24 protein-coding genes are annotated in these 20,938 nt (G+C 66.9%); 15 read left to right on the top strand and 9 right to left on the bottom strand.

The features are described 5' to 3' along the window. The first annotated feature begins 3 nt into the window (after nucleotides 1-3). From lysS to clpC1, 3 genes are all read left to right on the top strand, one after another. Nucleotides 4-1,527, top strand: coding sequence for a lysine--tRNA ligase (lysS, locus tag BST13_RS20450; RefSeq protein WP_083165842.1), 1,524 nt, complete (start codon nucleotides 4-6; stop codon nucleotides 1,525-1,527). A gap of 116 nt (nucleotides 1,528-1,643) precedes the next feature. After that, on the top strand, nucleotides 1,644-1,988 hold the full coding sequence (gene lsr2 / locus BST13_RS20445; protein WP_029369358.1) for a histone-like nucleoid-structuring protein Lsr2: 345 nt from the start codon (nucleotides 1,644-1,646) through the stop codon (nucleotides 1,986-1,988). 253 nt (nucleotides 1,989-2,241) lie between these two features. Further along, entirely contained in the window at nucleotides 2,242-4,770 is a 2,529-nt protein-coding gene (gene clpC1, locus BST13_RS20440) for an ATP-dependent protease ATP-binding subunit ClpC (RefSeq protein ID WP_083165841.1), read from the top strand. A 51-nt stretch (nucleotides 4,771-4,821) separates the two neighbouring features. Here clpC1 and BST13_RS20435 read toward each other — a convergent pair whose 3' ends face one another. Further along, nucleotides 4,822-5,784, bottom strand: a complete 963-nt coding sequence (locus tag BST13_RS20435; protein WP_142282815.1) for an alpha/beta hydrolase — start codon at nucleotides 5,782-5,784, stop codon at nucleotides 4,822-4,824. Between the two features lie 135 nt (nucleotides 5,785-5,919). Between BST13_RS20435 and BST13_RS20430 the strand changes: the two genes are divergently transcribed. The 4 genes from BST13_RS20430 to BST13_RS20415 all read left to right on the top strand — a co-directional run bounded on the left by BST13_RS20430 (nucleotide 5,920) and on the right by BST13_RS20415 (nucleotide 7,989). After that, a complete protein-coding gene (locus BST13_RS20430; protein ID WP_083165839.1) occupies nucleotides 5,920-6,285 on the top strand; it encodes a YbjQ family protein in 366 nt (121 codons plus the stop codon). Between the two features lie 150 nt (nucleotides 6,286-6,435). Then, entirely contained in the window at nucleotides 6,436-6,651 is a 216-nt protein-coding gene (locus tag BST13_RS20425; RefSeq protein ID WP_029369362.1) for a CbtB domain-containing protein, read from the top strand. Between the two features lie 22 nt (nucleotides 6,652-6,673). Further along, complete coding sequence (locus BST13_RS20420; protein ID WP_083165838.1) at nucleotides 6,674-7,444, top strand: CbtA family protein; 771 nt, start codon at nucleotides 6,674-6,676, stop codon at nucleotides 7,442-7,444. After that, nucleotides 7,441-7,989 carry a histidine phosphatase family protein gene (locus BST13_RS20415; RefSeq protein WP_083165837.1) on the top strand — a complete coding sequence of 183 codons (549 nt, stop codon included), beginning with the start codon at nucleotides 7,441-7,443 and terminating at the stop codon, nucleotides 7,987-7,989. Before BST13_RS20420 ends, BST13_RS20415 begins: the two co-directional genes overlap by 4 nt. A 1-nt stretch (nucleotide 7,990) precedes the next feature. On the opposite strand, the gene BST13_RS20410 is transcribed toward BST13_RS20415, so the two are convergent. Together BST13_RS20410 and mhuD are read right to left on the bottom strand one after the other, a co-directional pair. Then, nucleotides 7,991-9,355, bottom strand: a complete 1,365-nt coding sequence (locus tag BST13_RS20410) for a serine hydrolase (protein WP_425437030.1) — start codon at nucleotides 9,353-9,355, stop codon at nucleotides 7,991-7,993. Then, the gene (gene mhuD, locus BST13_RS20405) at nucleotides 9,330-9,647 is read right to left on the bottom strand and encodes a mycobilin-forming heme oxygenase MhuD (protein WP_083165835.1); all 318 of its coding nucleotides are present in this window, start codon (nucleotides 9,645-9,647) and stop codon (nucleotides 9,330-9,332) included. The genes BST13_RS20410 and mhuD overlap by 26 nt, the downstream gene beginning before the upstream one ends. A 39-nt stretch (nucleotides 9,648-9,686) precedes the next feature. Here mhuD and BST13_RS20400 point away from each other — a divergent pair, with 39 nt between their 5' ends. After that, on the top strand, nucleotides 9,687-10,448 hold the full coding sequence (locus BST13_RS20400; protein WP_083165834.1) for an alpha/beta fold hydrolase: 762 nt from the start codon (nucleotides 9,687-9,689) through the stop codon (nucleotides 10,446-10,448). Here BST13_RS20400 and BST13_RS20395 read toward each other — a convergent pair. After that, entirely contained in the window at nucleotides 10,431-10,679 is a 249-nt protein-coding gene (locus BST13_RS20395) for a hypothetical protein (RefSeq protein WP_029369368.1), read from the bottom strand. The two genes, BST13_RS20400 and BST13_RS20395, sit on opposite strands and share 18 nt — an antisense overlap. Nucleotides 10,680-10,751: 72 nt before the next feature. Here BST13_RS20395 and BST13_RS20390 point away from each other — a divergent pair, with 72 nt between their 5' ends. Further along, entirely contained in the window at nucleotides 10,752-11,744 is a 993-nt protein-coding gene (locus BST13_RS20390; protein WP_083165833.1) for a GlxA family transcriptional regulator, read from the top strand. On the opposite strand, the gene BST13_RS20385 is transcribed toward BST13_RS20390, so the two are convergent. Together BST13_RS20385 and BST13_RS20380 are read right to left on the bottom strand one after the other, a co-directional pair. Continuing rightward, the gene (locus BST13_RS20385; RefSeq protein WP_083165832.1) at nucleotides 11,741-12,034 is read right to left on the bottom strand and encodes a hypothetical protein; all 294 of its coding nucleotides are present in this window, start codon (nucleotides 12,032-12,034) and stop codon (nucleotides 11,741-11,743) included. The genes BST13_RS20390 and BST13_RS20385 overlap by 4 nt on opposite strands. Before the next feature lie 61 nt (nucleotides 12,035-12,095). Next, nucleotides 12,096-12,971, bottom strand: a complete 876-nt coding sequence (locus BST13_RS20380) for an HhH-GPD family protein (protein ID WP_083165866.1) — start codon at nucleotides 12,969-12,971, stop codon at nucleotides 12,096-12,098. A gap of 37 nt (nucleotides 12,972-13,008) precedes the next feature. Here BST13_RS20380 and BST13_RS20375 point away from each other — a divergent pair, with 37 nt between their 5' ends. Next, nucleotides 13,009-13,629 carry a carbonic anhydrase gene (locus BST13_RS20375; protein WP_083165831.1) on the top strand — a complete coding sequence of 207 codons (621 nt, stop codon included), beginning with the start codon at nucleotides 13,009-13,011 and terminating at the stop codon, nucleotides 13,627-13,629. Nucleotides 13,630-13,688: 59 nt separating this feature from the next. Next, nucleotides 13,689-14,462, top strand: a complete 774-nt coding sequence (locus tag BST13_RS20370; protein WP_211296131.1) for a hypothetical protein — start codon at nucleotides 13,689-13,691, stop codon at nucleotides 14,460-14,462. Between the two features lie 5 nt (nucleotides 14,463-14,467). Here the strand turns inward: BST13_RS20370 and disA are convergent, their stop codons facing one another. From disA to BST13_RS20355, 3 genes are read right to left on the bottom strand one after another with little or no spacing between them, the layout of a single operon-like run. Then, a complete protein-coding gene (disA, locus tag BST13_RS20365) occupies nucleotides 14,468-15,547 on the bottom strand; it encodes a DNA integrity scanning diadenylate cyclase DisA (protein WP_211296135.1) in 1,080 nt (359 codons plus the stop codon). Between the two features lie 47 nt (nucleotides 15,548-15,594). After that, entirely contained in the window at nucleotides 15,595-16,989 is a 1,395-nt protein-coding gene (gene radA, locus BST13_RS20360; RefSeq protein ID WP_083165828.1) for a DNA repair protein RadA, read from the bottom strand. Nucleotides 16,990-17,043: 54 nt separating this feature from the next. Beyond that, nucleotides 17,044-17,625, bottom strand: coding sequence for a copper chaperone PCu(A)C domain-containing protein (locus BST13_RS20355; protein WP_083165827.1), 582 nt, complete (start codon nucleotides 17,623-17,625; stop codon nucleotides 17,044-17,046). 239 nt (nucleotides 17,626-17,864) lie between these two features. On the opposite strand from BST13_RS20355, the gene carD reads away from it, so the two are divergent. The 4 genes from carD to cysS are packed head-to-tail and all read left to right on the top strand — an operon-like array spanning nucleotide 17,865 to nucleotide 20,930. Continuing rightward, a complete protein-coding gene (carD, locus tag BST13_RS20350) occupies nucleotides 17,865-18,353 on the top strand; it encodes an RNA polymerase-binding transcription factor CarD (RefSeq protein ID WP_029369378.1) in 489 nt (162 codons plus the stop codon). A 6-nt stretch (nucleotides 18,354-18,359) separates the two neighbouring features. Beyond that, the gene (gene ispD / locus BST13_RS20345) at nucleotides 18,360-19,031 is read left to right on the top strand and encodes a 2-C-methyl-D-erythritol 4-phosphate cytidylyltransferase (RefSeq protein WP_083165826.1); all 672 of its coding nucleotides are present in this window, start codon (nucleotides 18,360-18,362) and stop codon (nucleotides 19,029-19,031) included. Then, on the top strand, nucleotides 19,028-19,504 hold the full coding sequence (gene ispF / locus BST13_RS20340) for a 2-C-methyl-D-erythritol 2,4-cyclodiphosphate synthase (protein WP_083165825.1): 477 nt from the start codon (nucleotides 19,028-19,030) through the stop codon (nucleotides 19,502-19,504). The genes ispD and ispF overlap by 4 nt, the downstream gene beginning before the upstream one ends. 19 nt (nucleotides 19,505-19,523) lie before the next feature. Then, nucleotides 19,524-20,930 carry a cysteine--tRNA ligase gene (gene cysS, locus BST13_RS20335; protein ID WP_083165824.1) on the top strand — a complete coding sequence of 469 codons (1,407 nt, stop codon included), beginning with the start codon at nucleotides 19,524-19,526 and terminating at the stop codon, nucleotides 20,928-20,930. Nucleotides 20,931-20,938: the final 8 nt, after the last annotated feature.

Raw genomic sequence — 20,938 nt, 5'->3', positions numbered from 1 at the left:
TTCGTGACCCAAGCCGATAGCCACGTAGCGTCCGAGTCCCAGGCCGACATCCCCGAGCAGTTCCGGATCCGTCAGGCCAAGCGGGAACGGTTGCTGGCCGAGGGCCGTGAACCGTATCCGGTCGTCGTGCCGCGCACCCACACGCTGGCCGAGCTGCGCAGCGCCTACCCCGACCTGGAAGCCGACACCCAGACCGGTCAGGTGGTCGGCGTCGCAGGCCGGGTGGTGTTCGCCCGCAACTCCGGCAAGCTTTGTTTCGCGACCCTGCAGGAAGGGGACGGGACCCAGCTGCAGGTGATGATCAGCCTGGCGCAGGTGGGTCAGGAATCGCTGGACAGCTGGAAGAGCGATGTCGACCTCGGTGACATCGTTTTCGTCCACGGCGAGGTGATCAGCTCCAAACGCGGCGAATTGTCGGTGTTGGCCGATTCCTGGCAGATGGCTGCCAAGGCGCTGCGACCGCTTCCCGTTGCTCATAAAGAAATGAGTGAAGAAATGCGGGTGCGGCAGCGCTATGTCGATCTGATTGTCCGACCGGAGGCGCGCACCATCGCGCGACAGCGCGTCGCCGTCGTCCGTGCGGTGCGCAACGCTCTGGAACGGCGCGGATTCCTCGAAGTCGAGACGCCGATGCTGCAGACCCAGGCGGGCGGCGCGGCCGCACGTCCGTTCATTACCCACTCCAATGCGCTCGACGTCGATCTCTACCTGCGCATCGCGCCGGAACTGTTCCTGAAACGGTGTGCGGTCGGTGGTTTTGAGAAGGTGTTCGAGTTAAATCGGAACTTTCGCAACGAAGGTGTCGATTCCACGCACTCGCCGGAATTCGCGATGCTGGAGACATATCAGGCCTACGGTGACTACAACGACTCGGCGACGGTCACCCGGGAAGTTATTCAGGAGGTCGCCGACGAAGCGCTGGGTACCAGACAAGTGCCATTGCCCGACGGCACGGTCTACGATCTCGACGGCCAATGGGACTCCGTCGAAATGTATCCGTCTCTGTCGCAAGCACTCGGTGAAGAGATCACGCCGCAGACATCGGTGGAGCGGTTGTGGCAGATCGCCGATCAACTCGGTGCCGAGATTCCCCGCGATCGCGGCTACGGGCACGGGAAATTGGTGGAAGAACTCTGGGAACACACCGTGGGCGACAAGTTGTGGGCGCCCACGTTCGTACGGGACTTCCCGGTCGAGACCACGCCGCTGGTGCGCGCGCACCGAAGTATTGTCGGAGTGACAGAAAAATGGGATCTGTACATCCGTAACTTCGAACTCGCGACCGGTTACTCCGAGTTGATCGATCCGGTAATCCAACGCGAACGTTTCGCGGCCCAGGCCCGCGCCGCAGCTGCCGGAGATGACGAGGCAATGGTTCTCGACGAGGATTTCCTTGCCGCATTGGAGTATGCGATGCCACCGACGACTGGTACCGGAATGGGTATCGACCGGTTGTTGATGGCATTGACGGGCCTTTCAATTCGGGAGACGGTTTTGTTCCCGATTGTCCGGCGTCTCGGCAACTGAGTGACTTCGAACCTGATCTGTTGTATTCGCGCGCGTCGGTGTGGCACATTGGTCAACGAGGCGGGATACTGGCAACTACTCATCAATGCGTAGGCAGAAGGGTTCGGTGCGGGGTAATGGCAAAGAAAGTGACCGTCACGTTGGTTGACGATTTCGATGGTGCAGCCACCGCCGACGAGACGGTCGAATTCGGTCTCGACGGCGTCACCTATGAGATCGATCTTTCGTCCAAGAATGCGACCAAGCTTCGTAACGATCTCAAACAATGGGTCGAGGCCGGACGTCGTGTCGGTGGCCGCAGGCGCGGACGCGCGGCGAGCCCGGCGGGCCGGGGCCGCGGGGCCATCGACCGTGAACAGAGCGCAGCCATCCGCGAATGGGCCCGCCGCAACGGGCACAATGTGTCGACCCGGGGCCGGATTCCCGCCGACGTGATCGACGCATTCCATGCGGCAACGTAAAAGAGAATTGCCAGTACACGGATCGGCGGTCACCGCCGGTCCGTGTTTTCGCTAGCGGCGAACCTTTCGGTGCCCATTTGCGGAAACGTTTCGTGCACCAGCGGCGTTGATCGTCTGCAGCATCGGGTACACGGGGTAAACGCGCAACCAAGCTCCGCACCCGAAGCTGCCGCCCACTAGAGTGGACGGCATGTACTACGTGCGGAGTGCTGCGCGTCAGTACCGCTATGCGACGGAGAGCAGGTAACCACCGATGTTTGAGAGATTCACCGACCGTGCCCGCAGGGTCGTCGTCCTGGCGCAAGAAGAAGCCCGGATGCTCAACCACAACTACATCGGCACCGAGCACATCCTCTTGGGCCTCATTCACGAAGGCGAAGGCGTCGCCGCCAAGTCGCTGGAATCGCTGGGTATCTCGCTGGAAGGTGTTCGCAGCCAGGTCGAGGAGATCATCGGCCAGGGGCAGCAGGCGCCGTCCGGCCACATCCCGTTCACCCCACGCGCCAAGAAGGTGCTTGAGCTGAGCCTGCGCGAGGCGCTGCAGCTCGGCCACAACTACATCGGCACCGAGCACATCCTGCTCGGCCTGATCCGTGAGGGTGAGGGCGTCGCGGCCCAGGTGCTGGTGAAGCTCGGTGCGGAACTGACCCGGGTGCGCCAGCAGGTCATCCAGCTGCTCAGCGGGTACCAGGGCAAGGAGGCCGCCGAGGCGGGCACCGGTGGTCGCGGAGGCGAGTCGGGCAACCCCTCGACGTCGCTGGTGCTCGACCAGTTCGGCCGCAACCTGACCGCCGCCGCCATGGAAGGCAAGCTCGATCCGGTCATCGGCCGCGAGAAGGAAATCGAGCGGGTCATGCAGGTGCTGAGCCGTCGCACCAAGAACAACCCGGTGCTGATCGGCGAGCCCGGCGTCGGCAAGACCGCCGTCGTCGAGGGCCTGGCCCAGGCCATCGTGCACGGCGAGGTCCCCGAGACGCTCAAGGACAAGCAGCTCTACACCCTCGACCTGGGTTCGCTGGTCGCGGGCAGCCGCTACCGCGGTGACTTCGAGGAACGCCTCAAGAAGGTGCTCAAGGAGATCAACACCCGCGGCGACATCATCCTGTTCATCGATGAGCTGCACACGCTGGTCGGTGCGGGTGCCGCCGAGGGCGCCATCGACGCCGCTTCGATCCTGAAGCCGAAGCTGGCCCGTGGTGAGCTGCAGACCATCGGTGCGACCACCCTCGACGAGTACCGCAAGTACATCGAGAAGGACGCCGCGCTGGAGCGCCGCTTCCAGCCCGTGCAGGTCGGCGAGCCGACGGTCGAGCACACCATCGAGATCCTCAAGGGGCTGCGCGACCGCTACGAGGCGCACCACCGCGTCTCCATCACCGACAGCGCGATGGTGGCTGCCGCGACCCTGGCCGACCGGTACATCAACGACCGGTTCCTGCCGGACAAGGCCATCGACCTGATCGACGAGGCAGGCGCCCGGATGCGCATCCGCCGGATGACCGCTCCGCCAGACCTGCGCGAGTTCGACGAGAAGATCGCCGACGCCCGCCGGGAGAAGGAATCGGCGATCGACGCGCAGGACTTCGAGAAGGCCGCGCGGCTGCGCGATTCCGAGAAGCAGCTGGTGGCCCAGCGTGCCGAGCGGGAAAAGCAGTGGCGCTCGGGTGATCTCGACGTCGTCGCGGAGGTCGACGACGAGCAGATCGCCGAGGTGCTCGGCAACTGGACCGGTATCCCCGTGTTCAAGCTGACCGAGGAGGAGACCACTCGGCTGCTGCGCATGGAGGACGAGCTGCACAAGCGGATCATCGGCCAGGAGGACGCCGTCAAGGCCGTCTCCAAGGCCATCCGCCGCACCCGTGCCGGCCTGAAGGACCCGAAGCGTCCGTCCGGCTCGTTCATCTTCGCCGGCCCGTCCGGTGTCGGTAAGACCGAGCTGTCCAAGGCGCTGGCCAACTTCCTGTTCGGCGAGGACGACGCGCTCATCCAGATCGACATGGGCGAGTTCCACGACCGCTTCACCGCGTCGCGGCTGTTCGGCGCTCCCCCCGGATACGTCGGCTACGAAGAGGGCGGCCAGCTCACCGAGAAGGTGCGCCGCAAGCCGTTCAGCGTCGTGCTGTTCGACGAGATCGAGAAGGCCCACCAGGAGATCTACAACAGCCTGTTGCAGGTCCTTGAGGACGGCCGCCTCACCGACGGTCAGGGTCGCACGGTCGACTTCAAGAACACCGTGCTGATCTTCACGTCGAACCTCGGCACGTCGGACATCAGCAAGGCGGTCGGCCTGGGCTTCACGCAGGGCGGCGGTGAGAACAACTACGAGCGGATGAAGCAGAAGGTCAACGACGAGCTCAAGAAGCACTTCCGGCCTGAGTTCCTCAACCGTATCGACGACATCATCGTGTTCCACCAGCTGACGCAGGACGAGATCATCAAGATGGTCGACCTGATGATCAGCCGGGTCGGCAACCAGCTCAAGACCAAGGACATGGCCATGGAGCTGACGCCGAAGGCCAAGGCCCTGCTGGCCAAGCGTGGCTTCGATCCGGTGCTGGGTGCTCGGCCGCTGCGCCGCACCATCCAGCGCGAGATCGAGGACCAGCTCTCGGAGAAGATCCTGTTCGACGAGGTCGGTCCCGGGCAGCTCGTCACGGTCGACGTCGAGGGCTGGGACGGCGAAGGTGCCGGCGAGGACGCGAAGTTCACCTTCGTGGGCAAGCCGAAGAGCGCCAGCCAGGATGGTCCCGACTTGGCCAAGGCCGCAGTCACTGCGGAATAAGCGCCAACAAAAATGCCCCCACCTCGGTGGGGGCATTTTTGTTGTTGTGGGCTAACTGCCCAGGGCGGGCCCGATGGTGGTGTTCCAGGACTCCTGCATCTCCGACTCGAAAAGGCCCCACGTGTGCGAGCCCTCCGGGCGGGCGACGTAGTGCACCGGAACCCCGGCGGCCGCCGCGGCGTCGGCAAATGCCCGGGTGCTGTCGGAGACGATGCGCTCGATCAGCCCGCCGGTGACATTGGGTCCGAAGCCCTCTGGCAGCCGGTCGACGGCGCCTTCGCCACCACTGGTCGAGGCTGCCGCGTAGACGGCGGTGCCTTTCAGCTTCCCGACGTTCTTGGTGGGATCGTGCGCGACCCACAGCGGACCACCGGCCGGGCCCCACATGTTGTCCGCGCTGAGCCCGCCACCCATCAAGGTCAGTGAGACTTGCTGGGCGTTATCGGAGGGGTTGAGCAGACCGCTGTAGGAGCCGACCGCCCGGAACAGCCCGGGGGCCTGGACGGCGTAGTCGACGGCGGTGCCGCCGGTGCTCGACAGTCCGCCGACCGCGTTGCGCCCGTTCGTGTTGTACTGCGCGTTGATCACCGGCGGCAGTTCACGGGTCATGTAGGTCTGGTACTGCTTGCTGCCGTCGTTGACCCAGTCGGTCCACCAGCTGAACTGCCCACCGAGCGGGGACACGACGTTGACGTTCTTGTTGGCGAAGAAACCTTGGATGTCGGTCATTCCGAACCAACTCTTGGCACCGGGTGCGAAGTTGCCGCCCGGGTCGAGGTTGTCGCCACCGTCGATACCGGGCAGAAGGTAGAACGTCGGCGCACCCGAGCGTGGGGCCTTGAACACGTCGTTGACGATCACCTGGTTCATGGCGGGTGAGTACACCGAAACCTTGTCCCAGCGATCGTTGACGTGCTCGATGCCGGTGATGTGCGCGCCGCCTTGCGGCGGGTCGGCCGTTGCCGTCGGCATCGACAGGAACGGCATCACTACAGTCAGGGCTGCTGCAAACACGCGAACACGGCGAAAGAGTTGATTCACGGCGTGATTATGTGGTCCAGGTATGTCACAGGCAGTGCATAGCAACGGGATTCACCGACCGGTATTTGCGTTGTCACACATCTTCACCCACCAAGGAAGGGCTCTACCATGCTGATCGTCACCACCAACGACATTCCGGGCTGGGAAATTCAGCGGGTCTGCGGCGAGGTCTTCGGGCTGACAGTGCGGTCCCGAAACGCCTTCTCGCAGATGGGCGCCGGGTTCAAGAGCATGTTCGGCGGCGAGCTGCAGGGAATGACCAAGAACCTCGCCGAAAGCCGCAACGAGGCGATGGGCCGGCTGATGAACGAGGCCCGCGCCCGGGGCGGCAACGCGATCGTCGCGATGCGCTTCGACACCACCGAGATCGGCGACACCTGGACCGAGATCTGCGCCTACGGCACTGCCGTGCAGGCCGTGCCGGTCACCGACGCCGCCAAGTACACCGCACAGCAACTCGGGTACGGCGGCTGACACGGGAGATTCACAGGTTTACGATGCACCTGTAAACGACGGACGAAGGAATCTGGTGAGAATCCAGAACGGTCGCGCCACTGTACACAGTCAGACCCTGAGCCCGTCACAGCTGCCACTGGGACGCGAACTCCCAGAAAGGACCCCCTGATGACTTCTCCCGAGGCACGTAAGAGCCACGCGCCCGCACTCGACCTCTCGGCAACCAAGGCTGTGCTGTGGCTCAGCCTCACGGCATTCCTGGCGCTCGTCGTGCTCTACTTCGTAGGCGTCGACCAGGGGGCCACCTCGGTCTTCGGCGACAACATGTACATCCACGAGTTCGTCCACGACGCCCGGCACCTGCTTGGCTTCCCCTGCCACTGATTCGCCGGCGGCGCAAGCAAACATGGAAAAACACATCATCGGGCGCGGCGTTCTCGCCGGCGCCCTCGCCGGGGTGCTCGCCTTCGTCTGGGCCAAGGTCTTCCTCGAACCGATCATCGGCCGCGCCATCGAGTTCGAGGAACGTCAGTCGGCCGCACATGAGGCGATGGAAGCCGCGACCGGCCACGGCCACAGCCACGGTGAAAGCGTCGAGCTGTTCACCCGCGGCGTGCAGTCCAACATCGGCATGGGGTTCGGCGTGCTGGCCTTCGCGGTCGCCATGGGCGCACTGTTCGCTGTGGTGTTCTGCGTGGCGTACAACCGCGTCAACGGCCTGTCTGTGCGCGCGTTGTCGGCGTTGATCGCGGGCGCGATGTTGATCGCCCTGTGGGTGGTGCCTGCCCTCAAATACGCGCCCAATCCTCCGGCGACCAGCTTGGAGGAAACCATCACCCAGCGCGGGCTGCTCTACCTGCTCATGGTCGCCTTGTCGGCGCTGTTGATGGTCGCGGCGGTCTACCTCGGTAGTCAGCTGGCGCCCAAGCTCGGTGCCTGGAACGCGGCGCTGGCCGGGGCCGCGGCCTACATCGTCGCGGTTGGCCTCGTGATGCTGGTGCTGCCTGCCATCCACGAGACGCCGTCCGGCTTCCCACCCGAAGACCTCTACGCGTTCCGGCTGTATTCGCTCGGCACGCAGGTGGTCATCTGGGCGACGATCGGATTGGTGTTCGGTGTACTCGCGACCCGGCTCGTCGAGGGCAGGCGCGTGCAGCAGGGCCATCTGACCGCGTGAGTGAAGTCGTCCGGCTGTCGCTGGTGTCGCATGCCATGACCGATGCCGTGGCAGCCGGACGGTTCCCCATCGACGAACCACTCAATTCCCTCGGGCACCGTCAGGTGGATGCGTCGATAGAGCTCGGCCCGGTGGACCGGGCCTACTGCGGCCCGGAGAAGCGGACCCGCCAGACCGCCGAGCTGCTCGGCCTGCGCGCCACGGTCGAGCCGCTGCTGGCCGATCTGGACTGCGGACTCTGGCGCGGCGACGTGCTTTCCGGGGTGCGCCCGGCCGACCTGGCCATCTGGCTCACCGATCCGGGAAAGGCGCCGCACGGCGGGGAAACCGTCGTGGAGCTGATCGCACGCGTGCGGCGGTGGATGGACACGGTGACCGCCGAGCGCGGCAGGCTCGTGGCGGTCACGCACCCGGCGGTCGTCCGCGCGGCCGTCCTGGTTGCTTTGGATGCCCCACCGAAATCGTTCTGGCGCATCGACATTGCGCCGGTGAGCCGCACGGTGCTGCACTTCCGCGGCCATGCTTGGACGCTGCGCAGCAACTGAGTCAGCCGATGGGCGCCATCGCGAAGGCCCGTTTGGCGATCGACCACAGCCAGCCCGCGGCCGTGGGGCTGCGGAACTGCTGCCAGTTCAACTGGAAGCTCACCACCCAGGGTTGCCCGGTGTGGTCCACGGCGTACCAGCTGTAGGTCAGGTCACCGGGCAGGTTGCCGCCCTTGGCGCCGACATAGGTCCATTTCGCCGGGTCGAGGTCGATGCCGGGCAGTGCCGAAAGGATCTGCTTGACGGGGGCTGCCTCGCCGACGGCCGAGGCCTGCAACGCGGCGTGCACGCGGCAGATGTCCTCTGCGCTGGCGAACCATTCCAGGCCGTCGTTGGACGCCGGCGTGTGCGTGCGCATCGGATCCGGTTCGTAGGGGCGGGAATTGGTCTGCTGCAGCAGTTGGACGCGGTCCTTGGGGGACGCCTGCTTCCACTGCTCGCGCAGGTTCGGCTCACCCCAGCCGACCGAGAACACTTCGTGCATGGTCGGGAACGGCGTCATGCTGGCAGGGTCGTGGTGGCCGCCGGTGACCAGTGCGCGTTCCACCGCGCCGGTGCCCACCCGCCCGATCAACAGGTCGGTGGCCATGTTGTCGCTCGCCGAGATCATCTGCTGGGCGGCGGTCCGCACGGTGATCTGGGCGCCCGGTGGCATCTTGTCCAGCCCTGCCGAACCGAGTTTCTTGCCCTCTTTGGTGATGGTCAGCAGATCGTCCCAGTGCACCGTCCCGGCCTTGATCGCATCGGAGACGGCAAGCAGCACATAGAGTTTGAAGATCGAGGCCAGCGGCAACGACAAGTCGGTGTTGGTCCCGGCGACTTTTTCGCACTTGCCGTTGGTGACCTTGGCGACCTGGTAGGAGTACCGCGCGCCCGACTTGGTCAGCTCGGTGTCGATGTCCGACCAGGAATTGATCACCGGCGGGACGAGGTTGACGTCGAACCGGTCGACCAGCCCGGCGTCGTTGGTGCGCAGCTCGATGTCCTGTGCGACGTTGTAGGACGTCAACACGTGCAGCGTGGCCTGGCCCGCGCCGATGTCCACCGAGGACACCCGGAATGGGCGGTCCCACCAGATCCGGTCCATCTTGGTGCCGACGTCGTCGACCTTCTCGGGGCTGGCGAGGGTGCGCACTCCGACCGGGCCGATGGGCCAGTCGGAGTTCAGCATGTCCATGGTCTGCTTGGCGCGCAGCCCGGGAGGGGTGTTGGTGTCGATGTGGGCGCCGTAGGAGATCTCTGCCGCCGGTGCGGCACCCTGCGAACAACCGGAAGCCAGGGCAGCGGCGAGCGCGACGACAGCCGTCAGGCTTATCGTCCGCCGTGCCACCCCGCTCCGGCTATGCCTGAGCGCCGGGCCCCGCAACGTCCAACACAACCTCGAACTCCAGCAGCGACGCCCCGGTTGCCACGGGGTTCTTGTGTTCACCCTTGTGGGCCTCGACGGCCGGGCCCTGTGCCCACGCCTGGAACGCCTCTTCGGTTTCCCACTGCGTCACGACGAAGTAGCGGCTCTCACCCTTGACCGGACGCAGCAGCTGAAACCCCAGGAACCCCGGCTGGTTGTCGACGGCATGTGCACGGTGCGCGAACCGCTTCTCCAGCTCCGGGCCTGCGTTGGGCGGGACCTCGATGGCGTTGATCTTCACGACGGGCATGGGAATCAGGCTACCGCGACCGCGCGGCAAGATAACGGCATGGTCACAGAACTCCTCGCCCACCACGGTGGTCACGGTGCGCCCATCGTGCTGGTGCACGGACTGATGGGCCGCGGCAGCACGTGGACCCGTCAACTCCCGTGGCTGACCGAATTGGGTGCGGTGTACACCTACGACGCGCCGTGGCACCGCGGCCGCGATGTGCCCGACCCGTTCCCCATCAGCACCGAGCGGTTCGTCGAGGACCTGGCTGACGCGGTCGCGGAACTGGATGAGCCGGCGCGACTGATCGGTCATTCGATGGGCGGGCTGCATTCGTGGTGCCTGGCCGCGGCCCGGCCGGAGTTGGTGACGGCGGTTGTGGTCGAGGACATGGCGCCGGATTTTCTCGGGCGCACCACCGGGCCGTGGGAGCCGTGGGTGCATGCGTTGCCGGTCGAATACGGTTCGGCGCAGGAGGTTTACCAGGAGTTCGGTCCGGTCGCCGGCCGTTACTTCCTGGAGGCGTTCGACCGCACCGCCACCGGCTGGCGATTGCACGGCAGGCCGCAGTGGTGGCTGGACATCGCCGCCGAGTGGGGGACGAGGGATTACTGGCAGCAGTGGCGCGCGGTGCGGGTGCCGACGCTGCTGCTGGAGGCGGGGACTTCGGTGGCCCCGCCGGGGCAGATGCGGACGATGGCCGAGATCGGTTACCGGACAACGTATCTGCATGTTCCCGAGGCGGGCCACCTGATACATGACGAGCAGCCGCAGGTCTACCGCGACGCCGTGGAGAAGTTTCTAGCGTCGCTCGCCTAGGGCGCCTGCGGTCGGCCACGCCGGGTTCTGCTCAAACCGGGTACGGACGGCGTCGAGATCGTGCTCGGCCCGATTCGCGTCGTAATCGGCCAGCCAACCTGCCAGCGGTGCATAGGTCCGGAACTGGTCCAGGTGGATCCGCAGGATGCCGCTGCGGTGCGCTGCCCAGCTCAGGGCTGCAGCAACCAGGAACGGCGAGGCCATGATCAGAAGGGCGAGTGCGTAGGTCATGGCAGTAATTCTCGTTAGGTCAATATCCCGCCAACAAGTGGCTGCACTGACACCTTTCGGTAAGATACTGCCATGATCAGAAGCGTTTCCGCGCTGGTGCTCGACGGCCTCGCGGTTTTCGAGTTCGGGGTGATCTGTGAGGTTTTCGGGATCGACCGTTCGGCCGACGGGGTGCCCAACTTCGACTTCAAGGTGTGCGGCCCCGAGCCGGGTAAGCCGGTGCGGACCTCCATCGGTGCCACGCTTACGCCCGACCACGGTCTCGATGCCCTGATCGGTGCGGACCTGGTGGCCATCCCTGCGATCACCGGCACCGATTACCTGCCCGAAGCGCTGGCCGCAGTGCGCGCCGCCGCAGACGCCGGGTCGATCATCCTGACCGTGTGCTCCGGAGCCTTCCTGGCAGGCGCGGCTGGATTGCTCGACGGACGGCCCTGCACCACGCACTGGATGCACGCCGACGAGCTGGCCCGGATGTATCCGACTGCGCGCGTCGACCGCAACGTGCTGTTCGTGGACGACGGCAACCTGATCACCAGCGCGGGCACCGCCGCGGGTATCGACGCGTGCCTGCACCTGGTGCGCCGCGAGCTCGGCAGCGAGGTCACCAACAAGATCGCCCGCCGGATGGTGGTCCCGCCGCAGCGTGACGGCGGGCAGCGGCAGTTCATCGACCAGCCCATCCCGGTGCGATGTTCGGATGGCTTTGCCCCACACCTGGATTGGATCATCGGCAACCTGGACAAGCCGCACACCGTCGGCACCCTGGCCAAGCGGGCGGCGATGTCGACGCGGACCTTCGCGCGACGCTTCGTCGAGGAGACCGGCACCACTCCGATGCAGTGGATCACCGATCAGCGGGTGCTCTACGCACGCAGGCTGCTCGAGGAGACCGACCTCGACATCGACTGGATCGCAGGGCAGGCCGGGTTCGGCACCGCGACGTTGCTACGGCACCACTTCCGCCGCGTCATCGGGGTGACGCCATCGGACTACCGTCGCAGGTTCGCTTGCGGCACAGGGCAATCCGTCTGCGACGACGGCGAAGCCGTGGCCACGGCCTAACCGTCGGGCTGGCACGACACGTTCACGTACACGGTGGTGTGCTGCGACGGGTCGATGCGGTGTCCGGAGTCGTCGATGTTGGAGTCGGCCAGGCCGTGCACACCCGTCACCTTGCACAGCGAAAGGCTGGTGTTGGCATTGGAATTGACCTGGACGTGGTAACCGCGTCCCTGTAACTCGCGCACGGTGTCCGCTGCCGATCCGGTGCCGCTGGGCGCGGCCGCCGCGGGGGCTGCCACACCCAACGCGAGAGCCGTTGTGGTACAGAGCAGTAACGTCAGCTTCGTCATGACTCCGTTGTATGTGCCGAAGCGGCGTCATAGGGCCGTGCGGCGGGTATTCAGGCCATCCTCATGTATTTTCGCCCTCGCCGGCCAGCGCGAACCGGCCGTCGGGGGTCTGTTCCACCAGCCCGTCGACCAGCAGCGAGTCCAGCGCCCGGTCACGCTGAGCGGTGTCGCTGAGCCAGGCCACGTCGAGCTGCGCCCTGGCGACGGGAAAACTGTTGGTGCGCAGGACATCCAGTAGCCTGCCGCGGACCTGGCGGTCGGTTCCCGCGTAGCGCTGCACCTTGCGGGCCGGGCCGGTTGGCGCCGGGTAGCCCGCTGTGCGCCACAGACACGAACTCAGCGGGCAGATGCCGCACCGCGGGGTCCGTGAGGTGCACACCGTCGCACCCAGTTCCATCAGCGCGGCCGAGAACACCGGCGCCGCATCGGAGGCCGGCAGCAGCGCCGCCACGTCGTCGAGGTCGCGCACGCTGGCCGGCGAATCGGCCCGGCCGTGCACCGCGCGCGCCACCACCCGGCGCACGTTGGTGTCCACCACAGGCACCCTGGCCGCGTACGCGAAACACGCGACGGCCCGTGCGGTGTATGCCCCGACACCCGGCAGGGTCAGCAGGGTCTCGACGTCGGCGGGCACGACGTCACCGTGCTCGGCGGCGATCGTGACGGCGCACTCGTGCAGACGCTTGGCCCGGCGCGGGTATCCGAGCTTGCCCCACGCCCGCAGGACCTCGCCGACCCCGGCCGCCGCTGTCGCCGACGGCGTGGGCCACCGCGCGACCCAGTCCAGCCAGATCGGCTCGACCCGCGACACCGGCGTCTGCTGCAACATGAACTCGCTGACCAGGATCTGCCAGGCGGTGACGCCGGGCCTACGCCACGGGAGATCGCGCTGGAATTCCCGGTACCAGCTGGTCAGCTCGTCGGAATCAATGCTCATCAGGGCATCAGGCGTCCAGGGCGATAGGCTGATCGCCATGCCCAATTCGAATCCGGTGTCGGCGTGGAAGGCACTCAAGGACGGTAACGCGCGCTTCGTTGCCGGCGAGCCGCAGCATCCGAGCCAGGACATCGCGCGGCGCGCCAGACTGACCCAAGGTCAGAAACCCACCGCGGTGGTGTTCGGGTGTGGCGACAGCCGTGTCGCCGCCGAGTTGCTGTTCGACCAGGGTCTGGGCGATATGTTCGTCGTGCGCACGGCGGGCCACGTGATCGACAACGCGGTGCTCGGCTCGATCGAGTACGCCGTCTCGATCCTGGGCGTGCCGCTGATCGTGGTGCTGGGGCACGACAGCTGCGGTGCGGTCCAGGCCGCCATCAACGCGCTTGACGACGGACAGGTGCCGGGCGGTTACGTGCGCGACATCGTCGAGCGGGTGACGCCGTCGATCCTCATGGGTCGCCACGCCGGGCTCGAGCGGGTCGACGAGTTCGAGGCCCATCACGTCAAGGAAACGGTCAACCAGCTGCAGATGCGCTCAGCGGCCATCGCCCAGGGCATCGCGGCGGGCACCCAGGCCATCGTCGGCGCGACCTACCACCTGTCCGACGGCCGGGTCGAGTTGCGCCATCACGTGGGCGATATCGGTCACGCCTGACCGCGACACGCCGGGCCGCCTCGGGCAACTGGGGATGACCTGGGCTTACCGTGAAGGTCGTGTTGGATCTGGAACCACGGGGCCCCCTGCCCGCGGAGATTTACCGGCGGCGCCGAGTGCTGGCGATCGGGATCGGGGTGGTCGTCGTTGCGGTGGTCGTCGCGATCATCGCGGTCGTGGTGAGCAACAGCTCAGGCGCCGAATCCAAGTCCGCCCAACAGTCGACACCAACGCCGACCGCTGCCGCGCCGACTCCGCTGCCGGGCGAGAACCCCGAGGTCAAGACCCCGGTGGTGCCCCCGGCGCAGCACGCTCCGCCGCCGACGCCAACCCCCACCGCGGCGGTGACGCCGCCGCCGGTGCTCAAGGAGGGTGACGACTGCCCGGATTCGACGCTGGCCGTCAAGGGCATCACCAGCCAACCGCAGTACGTCGTCGGCGATCAGCCGAAGTTCACCATGGTCGTCACCAACATCGGCCTGGTGGCCTGCAAGCGTGACGTCGGTGCCGCCGTGCTGGCCGCCTATGTGTACTCGCTGGACAACACTCGGCTGTGGTCCAACCTGGACTGCGCGCCGTCGAACGAAACGCTGGTCAAGACCTTCAACCCGGGCGAGCAGGTGACCACCGAGGTGACCTGGACCGGGATGAGCTCGGCGCCCCAGTGCCCGCTGCCTCGGCAGCCGATCGGTCCCGGCACCTACAACCTGATGGTGCAACTGGGCAACCTCAGATCGGCGCCCGTGCCGTTCATCCTCGCGCCTGCGCAGCAGCCCGCACCGCCGCCTGCCGAGGGCGCCCCGGCCGCTCCAGCACCCGCACCGGGCAACTGAGCCCGTCAGGCCAGCCGGTCGGCGATCGTCGACTCGGCCAGCAGGGAGAGCCCTTCCCGGATGTGCCGGGCCCACATGGACCCGATGCCCTCGACCGACTGCAGGTCGTCGGCGCTGGCGGCCAGCAGCCCCTGTAGCGAGCCGAACGAGCGGACCAGTAGGTCGACGTGGGCGAACTGCAAGCGCGGGATGCCGGCCATGGCCCGGTATCCCCGCGAGCTCATCGCCGAGTCCTGCGCCTCGGCAGTGGTCGGATAGCCGAAGACCCGTGCCAGCGTGGTGAAGTCGAGCAGCTCGTTGTCGGTGAGGGCGTCCAGATCTTCCAGGGTCGCGCTGACCTGTGCGGCCGTCGGAGGCTCTGGGTTGGCGTGGTAGTCCCGCACGATCAGTTCGCGGGCCGTTTCGTTGTCGCCGACGAGCTCGTCGAGCTGCAGTTTGAGCTGGCGGCCGTCGGTACCGAGTTCGACGACGTCGGCGTCGATCTCCAGGCTGATGCGGCGCACCATCTCCAGGCGCTGCACGACCGTCATGACGTCGCGCAATGTCACGAAGTCCTCGATCTCGGCAGTCGAGAGCTGCTTGCTCACCTCGTCGAGCCTGCCCTTGTAGCGCTCCAGGGTGGCGACGGTCTGGTTGGCCCGCGACAGGATGGTCGCCGAGTCGGGGACGACGTGCCGTTCCCCGGCCACGTAGACCGTCACGATGCTCATCGAGTGGCTCACCGACACCACCGGATAGCCGGTCTGGATCGCGGTGCGTTCGGCCGAGCGGTGCCGCGTGCCGGACTCGTCGGTCGGGATCGACGGATCGGGCACCAACTGCACGTTGGCCCGCAGGATGTGGCTCGCGTCGCTGGACAGCACCACCGCGCCGTCCATCTTCGACAGCTCACGCAGCCGGGTCGGCGCGTAGCGGATGTCGAGCTCGAAACCGCCGTCACAGATGGCCTCGACGCTCTCGTCGTAACCCAGCACGATCAGCGCGCCCGTCTTGCCGCGCAGGATGCGTTCCAGCCCGTCGCGAAGCGGGGTCCCTGGCGCCAACCGGCCCAAGGTCTCGCGCAGGGTCGGTCGGGCCAGGTGCACCACGTTGCGGCCGGCTCTGCCACCGGTCTTAACGGCCATCGGTCCTCCTAGGATCGGCCGTTATTCTCCGCGATCTCCCTGACCGCCCGCAATGCGGTTGCGATGTTGTCCGACGCGATCACCCGCATCCCGGCTGGCGTGTCCGTGATCCCGGGTGGCACCACCGCGGTGTTGAAGCCCAGCCGGGCGGCCTCTGCCAGCCTGCGTTCCAGCCCGCTGACCCGGCGCAGATCACCTGCCAGCCCCACCTCGCCGATGGCGACGAGGTCCATCGGCAACGGCAACTGGTAGCAGGACGACATGATGGCCATCGCGACCGCCAGATCCGCCGATGGATCGGTGAGTCGCATACCCCCGACAGTCGCCACGTACAGGTCGCTGCGCGCCAGCGGCAGGCCGCTGTGCCGTTCCAGCACGGCGCTGATCATCGCGGCGCGCGCCGAATCGATACCGCTGACCGTTCGTCGTGCCGGCGCGTCCGTCGGGTTCCACAGCGCCTGCACCTCGCCGATCATCGGGCGCTTGCCGTCGAGCGTGACGGTCACGGCGGTGCCCGCAACGGGTGCTGTGCGTTGGTCGAGGAACAGCCCGGACGGATCGCTGACGCATTCGATTCCGTTGTCGTGCATCAGGAAACACCCGACCTCGTCGGCGGCGCCGAACCGGTTCTTGACCCCGCGCACCATCCGCAGTGCCGACGCACGGTCACCCTCGAAGTGCAGCACGACGTCGACCAGATGCTCCAGTGACCGCGGCCCCGCGATGGCACCGTCCTTGGTGACGTGGCCGACCAGGATGAGCGCCACCGAATGGCCCTGGGCGGTGGATTTCGCGTAGCCCGTCAGCGCCGTGGTCACCGCCCGCACCTGTGTCACGCCACCCGTCACGCCGTCCGCCTCGGTGGTGGACATGGTCTGCACCGAGTCGACGATCACGAGGCTGGGGCGTACCTGGTCGATGTGGCCCAGCGCGATCTGCAGATCGGACTCGGATGCCAGGAACATCTCGTCGTGGGTGCAGCCGGTGCGCTCGGCGCGCAGCCGGATCTGGCCTGCGGATTCCTCGCCGGACACGTAGAGCACCCGGCGGCCCTCGTGGGCCCAGCGGTTGGCGACCTCGAGCAGAAGCGTGGATTTCCCGACCCCAGGGTCACCGGCGAGCAGTGTCACCGACCCCGCGACGAGGCCGCCGCCGAGTACCCGGTCGAGCTCGCTCACCCCGGTGGGGCAGTGCCGTGTCGCGCCAGGGTCGATCGCCGTGATCGGAACGGCGGGGGACGCCGGGGCTACCGACCGACGGGCCGCACCACCGATCGCGGACAGCGTGGCCACCTCGTCGACGGTGCCCCAAGTGCCGCAGTTGGCGCAGCGTCCCACCCATTTCGGGGTGACATGCGCGCATTCCGAGCACCGGTATTGCGAACGTGCTTTCGAACCGGCCACGCAGTGACCCTAGCGGCCGGCACCGACATCCATCGGGTCCGCCGCGGCGAAAACCTAGTGGTGTTCGCCTGATTCGCTCGCGGCCTGGTCCGAGTCCCCGGTCTTGTCGCGGCGCTGTGCGTCGCCTGCCGAGATCGGGACCGCCACGGTGGTCTGGCCGTTCTCGAAGTTGAACGTGAAGTTGTACAGCAGGCCGTTGGTGATCTGCTTGTTCAGCGTCACCTTGGCGGTGACGGCGTCGGCAGCCTCGACCTTCTCCAGCGGCGCGATCTGCCCGTCGGGCTCACCGACCACCAGCACGCCGTTGGCGGGCACCGTGGTGTCACCGGTCAGTGCCACGTCACCGATGTCGGAGGTGATCGACTTCAGCTTGTTGTTGTTGTCGGCCGAGGTGTTGGCGGCGACGAACAGCAACTCGGCGGGAGATCCCGGCTGCACATAGTCGGTCTCCTGCGGGGCCCGCAGGTGGACGTTGCGCAGCGAGACCGGTCCGGCCTGGGCGTTGACGCCGTTGACCGCGGGCTCCTGGGTGGACGTCTGGGAGACCTGCCCGGCGCCACATCCGGTGAGTGCGACTGCGGCGGCCAGGCCGCATGCGGCCATGCCGACCGAGGCGCGCAATGTGAAGCGGTTCACTCAAGCCTCCTGAATTGGGTCGCCCTACTTCGACTATGCAGAGTAGTAGGTCGGGGTTGCGCGCGGAACGGCGAGGGTTGAGATCGGCCGAATCGGGTGTGGCAGCGGCTGTTTGGTTGCACGATTTCGTCACCCTGTCAACCCCTACTCTTCACCTGCGGTGCCCCTGACCTGCACTGTTGATCGGCGTGTGATCAAGGCCCGTGTTAGGATAGGGGGGCGAAAGGGGCTCGAATCAGATGATTTTTAAGGTCGGAGACACCGTTGTCTATCCACACCACGGTGCTGCGTTGATCGAGGCGATCGAAACCCGAACCATCAAAGGCGAGCAGAAAGAATATCTCGTCCTGAAGGTCGCCCAGGGGGACCTGACCGTTCGAGTACCTGCAGAAAATGCCGAATACGTCGGCGTGCGTGACGTAGTCGGGCAGGAAGGCCTTGACAAGGTGTTCCAGGTGCTGCGTGCGCCGCACACCGAGGAGCCGACCAACTGGTCGCGCCGCTACAAGGCCAATCTGGAGAAGCTTGCTTCGGGGGATGTCAACAAGGTCGCCGAGGTCGTCCGCGACCTGTGGCGCCGGGATCAGGAACGCGGCCTGTCCGCGGGCGAGAAGCGGATGCTGGCCAAGGCCCGGCAGATCCTGGTCGGCGAACTCGCGTTGGCGGAGAACACCGATGACGCCAAGGCCGAGACCATGCTCGACGAGGTTCTGGCCGCCGCGTCCTGACGCGTAGTGACAACGGTAGCCGTCGTCCCGGCCGCCGGCTCGGGTGAGCGGCTGCGCGCGGGTAGGCCGAAGGCCTTCGTCAAATTGGCCGGTAGGCCGTTGCTGGAACACGCTCTCGACGGTTTGCGTGCGTCGGGCGTCATCGACGCCGTCGTCGTCGCGGTGCCGCCCGCACTGACCGATGAGGCCAAGCTGATCTTCGGTGGCGCAACCGACATCGTTGCGGGCGGTGCCGACCGTACCGAGTCGGTCCGGCTGGCCCTGCAGGCCACGGGCGACGCCGAATTCGTATTGGTCCACGACGCGGCCAGGGCTCTGACCCCGGCCGCGCTGATCGTCCGTGTCGTGCGGGCTCTCGAGGCCGGGCACAGCGCCGTCGTCCCGGGCCTGCCGCTGTCCGACACCATCAAGGCCGTCGACGCCAACGGTGCGGTGCTCGGGACACCGGAACGGGCCGGTCTGCGTGCCGTCCAGACACCTCAGGGCTTTCACACCGACGTGCTGCGGCGTGCGTATCAGCGTGCAGGGTCCGGGGTGGTCACCGACGACGCCTCGCTCGTCGAGCAGAGCGGCACGCCGGTACAGGTCGTCGACGGCGACCCGATGGCATTCAAGATCACCACTCCCATGGACCTGCTGCTGGCCGAGGCCCTGCTGGCACGCAGCGGCGCGTCGTGACGATTCCACGGATCGGTCTCGGCACCGACGTCCATCCCGTCGAGTCCGGGCGGCCCTGCTGGCTGCTGGGGCTGCTATTCGACGGCGCCGACGGCTGCGCCGGGCATTCCGACGGCGACGTCGCGGCCCACGCGTTGTGCGACGCGCTGCTCAGCGCCGCCGGTCTCGGCGACATCGGCGGTGTCTTCGGCACCGACCAGCCACAGTGGCGCGGCGTCAGCGGCGCCGACATGCTTCGGCACGTTCGCGGTTTGCTGGCCGAGGCCGGGTTCACGGTGGGCAATGCGGCCGTGCAGGTCATCGGCAACCGACCCAAGATCGGGCCCCGCCGCGACGAGGCCCAGCGCCTGCTGAGCGAGCTGGTGGGAGCGCCCGTGTCGGTTTCGGCGACCACCACAGACGGTCTCGGCCTGACCGGCCGCGGAGAGGGATTGGCGGCCATTGCCACCGCGTTGGTGGTTGAGGGCGATTAGGCCGGTAAGCTGGCCGGTCGTGACCGATCGTGCCGGACTGCGGCTGTACGACACCATGGCTGGTGCCGTACGTGATTTCGTGCCGTTGCGCCCCGGGCACGCCTCCATCTACCTGTGCGGTGCCACGGTGCAGGGCCTGCCCCACATCGGGCACGTCCGCAGCGGCGTCGCCTTCGACGTGCTGCGTCGCTGGCTGACCGCCAAGGGCTACGACGTCGCGTTCATCCGCAACGTCACCGACATCGACGACAAGATCCTCAACAAGGCCGCCGACGCGGGCCGGCCATGGTGGGAGTGGGCCGCGACGTTCGAGCGGGCGTTCTCCGCTGCCTACGACGCGCTGGGCGTGCTGCCACCGTCGGCCGAGCCGCGGGCCACCGGACACATCACGCAGATGGTCGAGCTCATCGAGCGGCTGGTCGACAAGGGTCATGCCTATGCCGCCGACGGCGACGTGTACTTCGACGTGTTGAGCCTGCCGGACTACGGCAAGCTGTCCGGCCACCGCATCGACGACGTCCATCAGGGTGAGGGCGCCGCCACCGGCAAGCGTGATCAGCGTGACTTCACGTTGTGGAAGGGCGCCAAACCCGGTGAGCCGTCCTGGCCGACACCGTTCGGTCGGGGCAGGCCCGGCTGGCACACCGAGTGCGTCGCGATGTGCGAGGCCTATCTCGGCGCCGAGTTCGACATCCACGCCGGCGGCATGGATCTGGTGTTCCCGCACCACGAGAACGAGATCGCGCAGGCCAACGCCGCCGGTGACGGTTTCGCGCGGTACTGGCTGCACAACGGCTGGGTCACCATGGGTGGCGAGAAGATGAGCAAGTCGCTCGGCAACGTTCTGTCGATTCCCGCTGTGCTGCAACGGGTTCGGGCCGCCGAGCTGCGCTACTACCTGGGCAGCGCGCACTACCGGTCCATGCTCGAATTCTCCGAGACCGCCCTGCAGGACGCGGTCAAGGCCTACAGCGGCATCGAGGATTTCCTGCACCGCGTGCACAACCGGGTCGGCGAGGTCACCGTCGGCGAGTGGACGCCGAAATTCGCCGCCGCGCTCGACGACGATCTTTCGGTGCCGATCGCGCTCGCCGAGGTGCACGCCGCACGCGCCGAGGGCAACCGGGCGCTGGACACGGGCGACCACGACGGTGCGATGGCGCAGGCTCGGTCCATCCGGGCGATGACGGGCATCCTGGGCTGCGATCCGCTCGATGAGCGCTGGGAGTCGCGCGACGAGACGTCGGCCGCGCTGGCTGCCGTCGACGTTCTGGTGCAGTGGGCCTTGACGAGCCGGGCCGAGGCGCGTGAACGGCGGGACTGGGCGGCCGCCGACGCGATCCGGGATCGGTTGAAGGAGGCCGGTATCGAGGTCACCGATACCGCCGACGGACCCCAGTGGTCCTTGTTGAACGGGACGAAGTAGTGCCGGGG

It is taken from the genome of Mycobacterium aquaticum (genome assembly GCF_002086485.1).
In the GTDB taxonomy this organism is placed as follows: domain Bacteria; phylum Actinomycetota; class Actinomycetes; order Mycobacteriales; family Mycobacteriaceae; genus Mycobacterium; species Mycobacterium aquaticum.
Note: the sequence above shows the minus strand (reverse complement) of the source record. Positions and strands in the feature narration are given on the sequence as shown.